At 55.7% G+C, this 1,164-nt stretch carries 1 protein-coding gene and 1 pseudogene; both read left to right on the top strand.

Features of this window, described 5'->3' with window-relative positions; all coding sequences use genetic code 11:
- A partial coding sequence (locus VJ956_RS07670) for a hypothetical protein (protein WP_324083492.1) occupies nucleotides 1–329 on the top strand: 329 nt, incomplete at its 5' end.
- Nucleotides 330–490: 161 nt separating this feature from the next.
- Nucleotides 491–1,164: pseudogene (locus tag VJ956_RS07665) on the top strand (transposase); the annotation flags it as partial.

Below are 1,164 nucleotides of genomic sequence, written 5' to 3'. Positions count from 1 at the left end.
AAATAACTGAAGAAGCCCCCGGAAAATCGGATATGCGCCACGGCCGGAAGTTATATTATCAACTATACCGCGCTGGATATCGAAAAATACACATGTTTGCTGAACCAATCCTGCTTCCAAACCTTTCAGTGGAAGAACGTCAGGCGCTATATGCGATTTGGTTTCATCACCGCCTTCAGCCTTGGTTAGACGCGCTGGACGACGGACATCCGAAAGCAAGCGAATACATCGCTAAGCTAAGTGTTTCACTTGAGGAATATGAGCTTGACATGGAAGATCCGTCGTTTTTTTTCCTAGCGCTTGGCATTGGAGCCGTGGCTGAAGTGTGACCTCCGGTCTAAACCGGGGGGGCGGAGGTCAGCTCCAAGCGGGCGGTAGGCCTTTTGCTTGCCGAGGGTAGTTTGGATGAATGATGCAAGGGTAATCCTCCCGAAAATTGGTGTTGCTCAGAAGTGGAAAATTTTCATAATGGCACGACAGGAGATTCCACATGCGAAAATCACGATTCAGCGACCGCCAGATTCTGGGCATTCTCAACCAGGCCGAAGCCGGGACGTCGGTTCCAGACCTTTGCCGCGAGCACGGCATCAGCAGCGCGACGTTTTACAAGTGGCGGGCCAAGTTTGGCGGCATGGATGCCTCGCTGATGGCCCGGCTCAAGGAGCTTGAGGCCGAGAATCGGCGGCTGAAGAAAATGTACGCCGAGGAGCGTATTAAGGCCGAGATCCGCCAGGAGGTGATCGAGGGAAAGCTCTAAGGCCATCTCGTCGCCGGGAGATGGCCAAAGAGGCAGTCGAGACTCGGGCGATCAGCGTCCGGCTGGCCTGCGAGGCGCTTTTCATCAGCCAGAACTGCTATCGGTATCAGCCGAAGCTGTCGGACGAGAACGCCGAGATTGCCGATTGGCTGATCCGCCTGACCCACAACCAGAAGAACTGGGGGTTTGGGCTGTGCTTTCTGTTTCTGCGCAACGTCAAGGGCTTCCAATGGAATCACAAGCGGGTCTATCGGATCTACCGGGCGTTGGAGCTGAACCTGCGGATCAAGCCGAAGAAGCGCATCGTTCGACAAGTGCCGGAGCCGCTGGCGGTGCCGGCGGCGGTCAACGAAGTCTGGTCGATGGACTTCATGCACGACAGCCTGCAATGCGGTCGTGCGTTCCGG

The sequence above is a fragment of the Marinobacter sp. genome, assembly GCF_035268745.1.
Lineage (GTDB): Bacteria > Pseudomonadota > Gammaproteobacteria > Pseudomonadales > Oleiphilaceae > Marinobacter.
This window is presented reverse-complemented; position numbering and strand designations above follow the sequence as displayed.